Origin of the sequence: Arthrobacter sp., assembly GCF_031988865.1 — a bacterium.
Lineage (GTDB): Bacteria > Actinomycetota > Actinomycetes > Actinomycetales > Micrococcaceae > Arthrobacter_B.
Genome location: NZ_DALZXY010000123.1, coordinates 1 through 7,476 on the forward strand (window position 1 = coordinate 1; position 7,476 = coordinate 7,476).

Below are 7,476 nucleotides of genomic sequence, written 5' to 3' on the forward strand. Positions count from 1 at the left end.
CGGTGGGCTGGACCGGGCCGGCCTGCGGCACACCCCATTCCGCCGCACCTGGGCTGGGACGGAGGACGGCCTTGCGCAGCGCCGGAAGCGGCCGCTTCGGCTGCGCGCCGGCCGACGGTGAGCCTGCAGACGGTTCGAGCCCGAGTGCGGCCAGGCCTTCGCCCAGGTCCAGGATTCCGGCAGCACCGCTGAAGAGGTCCATCCCGGGTGCCGCCGCTGAGGGGGAGCGGGCCAGGCCCGGCCGAGCCATGGCATCGATCAGCCGCACCGCGAACCCGTGTTCCATCAGGTGGCAGCCGAGGGACATCACGGCGGACACAGCCCACTCGAACGCCTCGGAACTGGCCGGGGCCGAGGCGTCGGGGCTGTCGGCCCAGAACGGTGATAGGAAGCCGTGGTCATACCGGGCCTCGCGTTGGTCGAGGACGATCGTGGCGCGGGGAGTGGTTACGGTCTCCTCCTGCCTGACCATCAGTTTTCCGTGCCGGGCTGTCGCGGACCAGTGGACCCTCCGCATCGGATCTCCGTGCCGGTACTCCCTGGTTGTTACGTCATCCTGGCTGGGGATGCCCTGCAGCCGGGTGGAGACTGAGCCGTCGGCTCCGCGAAGTCCGTCCAGGACCGCTGCAGGGAGTTCCGCCGGTGCCGGCTTGACCACCAGGGCATCGGTTCCGCCGATCGTGTGGCGCAGGAGTGCCAGCCCAAAAGGATCCTGGAAGCCGGCGCTGACGGGACCTATCCGGTACAGGCCGCGGCGCGAGGAACGCAGCCGGTATTCGTATCTGCTGGCCCCGCCGGCATCCGTTCGGCCCGCCGGAAACCGGAATTCCGGGCTCGCGCCGAAGCGTGCAGGCAGCCCTTCGCGCATCTGCGCCGAGCCGCCAAAAGGCCGGACCGGGGTAACGCTCAGCGAGATGCTGACTGCGTTTCCGGCTTCGGCCGAGGTCGGGGAGAAGACCCGCTGGACGCTAAAAACCGGGCGCAGCAGCCGCAGCGCCAGGGCAGCGATCAGCGGGAGCAGGATCAGGAACACGCCAAGCAGCAGCAGGTCCCGCCGGCCCAGGATCTGAGCTCCCAGCAGGGACACGGCCCCGGCAGCAGCCAGGGCCCAGCCGCGGCTGGTGAGCATACGTGGGCTGACTCTGGACTGCATGGCTCTCCTGGGCAGGGGCGGGACGCTAGGGCCGGGTCACTCCGCTGGTTCCGGGCGGGCGGGGGACAGGTACCTTCGCGAGGATCGCCCGGAGCACCGTAGCCGGGGATTCACCGGCGCCGAGCGCCTTGCGCTCAAGGATCAGCCGGTGGGAGAGGACCGCCTCGCCCAGCCGCGCGACGTCGTCGGGCAGGACAAAATCCCGACCATCGAGGGCGGCACGGGCCTTGGACGCGCGCAGCAGCTGCAGCAGGGCCCGCGGACTCGCGCCCAGCCGCAGGTGCGGGTGCTCCCGGGTGGCGGCACCGATGGCCACCGTGTATTCCTTGACCGCCGAAGAAACGTAGACGTCCCGCACCCTGGCCGTCATGGCAGTGATGTCCCGGACGGAGACCACCGGAACGATCGTTTCCAGCGGGGAGACTGACTGGTGGGTTTCGAGCATCTCGATTTCGGAGGCCGTATCCGGGTAACCGAGGGAAATACGCGCCATAAAACGGTCCCGCTGGGCCTCCGGCAGGGCATAGGTGCCTTCCATCTCCAGCGGGTTCTGCGTTGCCACGACCATAAACGGCTCCGCCAGGCGGTGTGTCCCGCCGTCCACGGTCACCTGCCGCTCTTCCATGCATTCCAGCAGGGCCGACTGGGTCTTCGCTGAGGCGCGGTTGATCTCGTCGCCGATTACGATGTTGGCGAATATGGGTCCCTGCCGGAACTCAAAGCGGTGCGCGTCCTGGTTATAAATCGACACTCCGGTCACGTCGGAGGGGAGCAGGTCCGGAGTGAACTGGATGCGGGTCACTGAGCAGTCAACGGCCCGGGCGAGGGTCTTGGCGAGCATGGTCTTGCCGACCCCGGGGACATCTTCGAGGAGCACATGCCCTTCGGCGAGGAGGACGGTGAGGACCAGCCGGGCGGCTTCGTCCTTGCCGTCGATCACGGTGTTGATCGCATCGAGGATGCGCATGCTGGCGTCCAGGAACGAATCCGCTGCCTCTTGCGATCCCCGTTGGGACAGCCCGGGAACCACGGTAGCCGGGGCGTCAAAACCGGCGGTGGCAGCGGATGTGTTTCGAGCGTCCATGGATACCTTCCAAGCCTCGGCGATGTCAGCCGGGACTCTGGGATGGAAACACGGCTGGCGACTGCGTGCTCCATGGGCCACAAGGTGCTCTGCGCGGGTGCAGGCACCCCTGACTGGCCGGCCGGGGCACGTTTCTACGTACAGGGTACAAGCTCACTTAGGCTTAAAGACATGACTATCGACAGCGGCTATGTTCCCGGGCAGATACCACAGACCTACTTGGAATTGCCGCACAGCCAGCAGGGGGACAATAAACCCGGCGGCAAGGCATTCGCGCCGGCGCCCGAGCCGCTGCCGGTACCGGTGATGGATAACCACACGCACCTGGATTATGGAGTGCCCGGCGCGCTGTCCGTGGCAGCAGCGCTTGACGCCGCCGCTGCCGCCGGCGTCCGGGGCGCGGTCCAGGTCGGAACGGACCTGGAATCCTCGCGCGCAGCCGTTCGCCTCGCCGAAGAGCATCCCCGGCTGTTGGCCGCCGTCGCCATCCATCCCAATGATGCGCCCGCGCTTGCCGCCGAGGGGACGCTGGAAGCCGCGCTCGCCGAAATCGAATCGCTCGCTTCCCACCCGCGGGTCCGGGCCGTCGGTGAAACCGGCCTGGACTACTTCCGCACCGGTCCCGACGGCGTTGGTGCCCAGCAGTACTCCTTCCGCCGGCATATAGAGATCGCCCGCCGGGTGGGAGTAGCCCTGCAGATCCATGACCGTGACGCGCACGATGATGTGGTCAGGGTCCTGGGTGAAGAAGCTGAACCACCTGCCGTCGTCTTCCACTGTTTCTCCGGGGACGCGGATCTGGCCCGCACCTGCAACGACAACGGGTGGTATATGTCCTTTGCGGGAACGTTAACGTTCCGTAACGCTCAGGGCCTGCGCGATGCGCTGGCAATCGCCGACCCGGCATTGATCCTGGTGGAGACCGACGCCCCGTTCCTGACGCCGCACCCGTACCGCGGACGGAACAACGCCAGCTACATGATCCCTTATACAGTGCGGGCCATGGCCGAAATCCGCGGGGCCGAGCTTGCCGGATTCTGCGCCTCGCTCGCGTCCAATACTGAGCGCGTCTACGGGGCCTGGAACTAGCAGCCGGCGAACTGCCGCGAATGAGGCGGCAGACCCCCAGTTTGCCCGCAGATCACGGTTCGGTTACGGTAAGGGTCTATTAGCCGGGGTCGGGGAAGGCTTCCGGACTGATACCACCGCTTCCGTGCGTTACGCCCTGCCTTCGTAAAGACAGCGGAAAATGCGCGGCGATGGTCCCTGCCTGCACCCGCCGGCGCTCCGTGAGACCCGGAGGCCCGCCCGGCGTGTGCCCTGTCCCCGTGCCCGGATGCTGTGAACGTTTGGAATTCCGTGGCAACTGCATTCGTGAGGCGCACGCTGAAGCTCGGCGGCCAGGCCGCCGTTATGGTGGCGCTCATCCTGGGGTTGGTGGCCTTCGTCGGCACCAACAAGTCCGTTGTCCTGTCCGTGGACGGCGAATCCAGCGACATCATGACCTTCGGTGAAACCGTGGAGGACGTCTTGGCGAAAGCGGACATCCAGCTGGCAGCAGCGGACCGCGTAGAACCTGCCCCGGACACCGAGGTCCTAGACGGTTCCCGGATCGAAGTAACCACGGCCAAAACCGTCAGCGTCAACGTCGACGGCACGGGCCACACGATCCAGACCACCGGATCCACCGTGGCGGACCTGATTTCCGAACTCCGCGTTTCGACGCAATCCTCAATCTCGGCCTCGCTGGACACCTCACTGGCCAAGCTGACCGGGTTGTCCATCTCCACCCCCAAGACCGTGCTGCTGGTCGCGGACGGCACGTCCACCGAGATCGAGACCACGGCAGGCACCGTTGGTGCGGTCCTTGACGAAGCCGGCATCCAGGTTGGTCCGGCGGACCGCCTCTCGGCACCGGCCCGCGCCGATGTGGCTGACGGCATGATCCTGAAGGTCACCCGCGTGGTCCTCGGTTCCCAGGACACCGTCACCGAACCCGTGCCTTTCGAAACCCACTCGGTGGAAGACGCTGAGATCTTTGAGGGCGAGGAGAAGGTCACCACAGCCGGGACACCAGGGGAACGCACGCTGGTGTACGACACAGTGGTGCTCGACGGGCGGGTTGTCAGCCGCAGCCTGGCCAGCGAAAAACTCAGTCTTGAACCGGTCGCCGAGAAGGTGGCCGTTGGCACGAAGAAGCGTCCGTCCGCTGCCCCGGCAGGTGGCGCAGCCCCGGCCGGAGGCTCGTGGGCAGCGCTTGCGCAGTGTGAATCCGGTGGAAACTGGCACATCAACACCGGAAACGGTTATTCCGGCGGACTGCAGTTCAGCGCCTCGAGCTGGCTTGGCGCCGGCGGCGGGGCCTACGCGCCGATCGCCAGCGAAGCCACTCCGGAGCAGCAGATCGCCGTCGCGGAGAACCTCCGCGCCAACGGCGGGTGGGGCCACTGGCCCGCCTGCGCGGCGAAGCTTGGGTTGCTCTAGGCCCCGCTCCACGAACAGACGCATTAGCCCTGGCAGCCTGGTACAAGCGAGGCAGCCAGGGCTTTTGCATGCCCGGACCGATCCGCCGCTCCGGCGCGGCGGAACAGCGCCTCACTTTCCGCGAGCCTGGCAGCCGCCGCGCATTTTTGTCCCAGGGATGCCAGGCTCAGGCCAAGCTGAAGGGCGACTTCCGCAGCGGTCTGCGGAGCCAGGACCGCGCGCTCGGCATAGGCCGCGGAGAGCAGGTTGACTGCCTCGGCATGGTTGCCCTGCAGATGCTGCCACCGTCCACGGGTATGCAACAGGTCAAGGACATCCGCCCTCGACTCACCCACCACCGCCAGCGCAGTCTCGGCATGCTCGATGCAGCTCAGCGTCTGCTCGTCATGCAGGCCGGAGGAGAGCCGCATGCTGGCCGACGCCTTGTTAAAGGAGGCCCACAGCCCCAGGTCCTGGCGCGGACTCAGCAGTGATGCAGTCCGCTGATGGAACCTGAGGCCCGCTGCCCGGTCCCCGCGGCGGAACGCCACATTGCCGACCGTCCAGTAGCCTTTGCCGGCAAGCTGGGCATCCGGCAGTGCATCCAGCAGAGGCACCAGCAGCACCCGGCAGGTTTCCCATGCCTGCTCCAGATGCCCACTTTCGGTGAGCGCGGCCACCAGCGCCTGGTAGGCCTCGATCAGGACTTCGGCGCCGACCGGATCCTTCTGCGCAGCGCTCACCGCTACCCTCGCGTGCCGGACCGCCTCGGGCAGACGTCCCTGGCCTTGGTAGGCCGCCGCGAGCAGCGCCTGTGCGCGGGGCAGCTCGGGCTGGCTATGCAGCGCAAGCGGATGCCGGATGAGCAATCCTGCCCGGTTGATGCAGTCCATGTAATTCCCCAGTCTCAGCTGGCAGCGGGCTGCCAGGAAAGCCAAGGTCCACCAGTCCCGCGGATCGTGTTCCGCCATTGCTGCCGCAGCCCCGGCGTCGGCAAACTTGAGGGACTGGATGTAATCCCGCTCATCCCAGGACTGGTGCGCGCAGAGGAGTAGGAACAGCGCGCCGTCGGGGCCTGCCGGCCGCGGCGGACTGCCAGGGGCAGTGGCCAGCCGTTCGGCGAACTGCTCCAGCACGGACCTTCCCGGCTCCCGCCGCCCGCCTTCGAACAGCGAGACCTCCCGTTCCCGCAGGAGTGGTGTTCCCAGCTCGGACCGGCTCAGGAACCGCTCCTGCCTGGCCGACCGAAGCTTTTCGCCAAACGATTTGCCCATCGCCATTCCCGCCGTTCTCCGGGTGCGGCAGACTTAAGGCTGCCGCGGCAAACGATGCTACCGGCCGAGGACCCGCCACGGCAGAGCAGCAGGGGCTAACGCGGAAGGAAACGAATGAACAAGTTCCAGACACCGGTCGCCGCTCGTTCCCGAACCCGCGTAGGGGACTGGCCCGACTAAGCGCCAAAGGCTGCGGGCACCAGCGAAGACCTGCGCTGGCGCTACTATTAGGCAGTGACTGAATCCGTTTCCACGCCCGTTCCGCGGCCCAGGCCGCTCCTTGGCGCCTCCGATATCCGGGCGCTGGCCGAGGAGCTAGATGTCCGTCCAACCAAGACACTCGGCCAGAACTTCGTCATTGATGGAAACACCATCCGCAGGATCGTGGCCGCGGCCTCGGTAGGCGAAGACGAAACGGTCCTGGAAGTCGGTCCCGGACTGGGATCGCTGACCCTCGGCCTGCTTGACGCCGCACGGGAAGTCGTCGCCGTCGAAATTGATCCGGTGCTCGCCGGACGGCTGCCCGAAACAGTACGCGCCTGGCGCCCCGCGGAAGCCGCGAACCTGCACGTTGTCCTTGCCGACGCCATGCGGGTCACCGAACTTCCGGCCCAGCCCACGGCGCTCGTGGCCAACCTGCCGTACAACGTGGCTGTCCCGGTGGTGCTCCACCTGCTGGAGCACTTCCCGAGCCTGCGCCATGGCCTGGTTATGGTCCAGGATGAGGTCGCCGACCGCCTGGCGGCCAAGCCCGGATCGAAGACCTACGGCGTCCCGTCCGTCAAGGCCGCCTGGTACGGCACCATGCGCAAGGCCGGCGTTATCGGCATGAACGTGTTCTGGCCGGCGCCGAAGATCGCCTCCGGGCTGGTGGGCTTTCAACGCCACGAACCGCCGGCGACGACGGCCACCCGGGAAGAGGTCTTCGCCGTCATTGATGCGGCTTTTGCGCAGCGCCGTAAGACCCTGCGTGCCGCACTGGCAGGCTGGGCCGGAAGCCCGGCGGAGGCCGAACGGGCGCTTCGCAGCGCCGGCGTCGACCCGAGCGCCCGGGGTGAAGTGCTGGACATCCACGCCTACACCCGGATCGCCGAGGCCCGGACCGCGGTATGAGCTCCCGGTCCCCGCAGTCGGTGCGTGTCAGTGCGCCCGGCAAAATCAACGTCTCCCTCCAGGTAGGTCCGCTCCGCGCGGACGGCTATCACGCCGTGGCCAGCGTCTACCTGGCCGTCAGCCTCTTGGAGGAGGTCACGGCTACTGCGGCCGGGCGTCCCGGCATCACCGTGTCCGTGGAAGGCGGGGGTCCGCTGCGCATTCCGGTAGGCGGCATCCCGCTGGGACCGGAGAACCTGGTGGCCCGGGCGGCAGCCGCCCTGGCCGAACACACCGGCCACCCGAACCCGGCAGTGGACCTGGTCATCACCAAACGCGTCCCGGTGGCCGGCGGCATGGGTGGCGGGTCTGCGGACGCGGCCGCCGCGCTTGTGGCCTGCAATGAGCTC

General features: G+C 67.5%; 6 protein-coding genes and 1 pseudogene. 4 read left to right on the top strand and 3 right to left on the bottom strand.

The features are described from left to right. Both RTN46_RS15725 and RTN46_RS15730 read right to left on the bottom strand, forming a co-directional pair. Positions 1-1,153: DUF58 domain-containing protein (locus RTN46_RS15725; RefSeq protein ID WP_312182789.1), on the bottom strand; the 1,153-nt coding region annotated here is incomplete at its 3' end. Positions 1,154-1,178: 25 nt separating this feature from the next. Continuing rightward, positions 1,179-2,237 carry a MoxR family ATPase gene (locus tag RTN46_RS15730; RefSeq protein WP_312182791.1) on the bottom strand — a complete coding sequence of 353 codons (1,059 nt, stop codon included), beginning with the start codon at positions 2,235-2,237 and terminating at the stop codon, positions 1,179-1,181. A gap of 171 nt (positions 2,238-2,408) precedes the next feature. Here RTN46_RS15730 and RTN46_RS15735 point away from each other — a divergent pair, with 171 nt between their 5' ends. Further along, the gene (locus RTN46_RS15735; protein WP_312182792.1) at positions 2,409-3,326 is read left to right on the top strand and encodes a TatD family hydrolase; all 918 of its coding nucleotides are present in this window, start codon (positions 2,409-2,411) and stop codon (positions 3,324-3,326) included. A 270-nt stretch (positions 3,327-3,596) separates the two neighbouring features. Next, on the top strand, positions 3,597-4,721 hold the full coding sequence (locus RTN46_RS15740) for a ubiquitin-like domain-containing protein (protein ID WP_312182794.1): 1,125 nt from the start codon (positions 3,597-3,599) through the stop codon (positions 4,719-4,721). A gap of 23 nt (positions 4,722-4,744) precedes the next feature. Here the strand turns inward: RTN46_RS15740 and RTN46_RS15745 are convergent, their stop codons facing one another. Further along, entirely contained in the window at positions 4,745-5,974 is a 1,230-nt protein-coding gene (locus tag RTN46_RS15745; protein ID WP_312182796.1) for an XRE family transcriptional regulator, read from the bottom strand. Between the two features lie 234 nt (positions 5,975-6,208). Here RTN46_RS15745 and rsmA point away from each other — a divergent pair, with 234 nt between their 5' ends. Both rsmA and RTN46_RS15755 read left to right on the top strand, forming a co-directional pair. After that, the gene (rsmA, locus tag RTN46_RS15750; RefSeq protein WP_312182798.1) at positions 6,209-7,087 is read left to right on the top strand and encodes a 16S rRNA (adenine(1518)-N(6)/adenine(1519)-N(6))-dimethyltransferase RsmA; all 879 of its coding nucleotides are present in this window, start codon (positions 6,209-6,211) and stop codon (positions 7,085-7,087) included. Next, positions 7,084-7,476: pseudogene (locus RTN46_RS15755) on the top strand (4-(cytidine 5'-diphospho)-2-C-methyl-D-erythritol kinase); the annotation flags it as partial. The gene rsmA and the pseudogene RTN46_RS15755, both read left to right, overlap by 4 nt.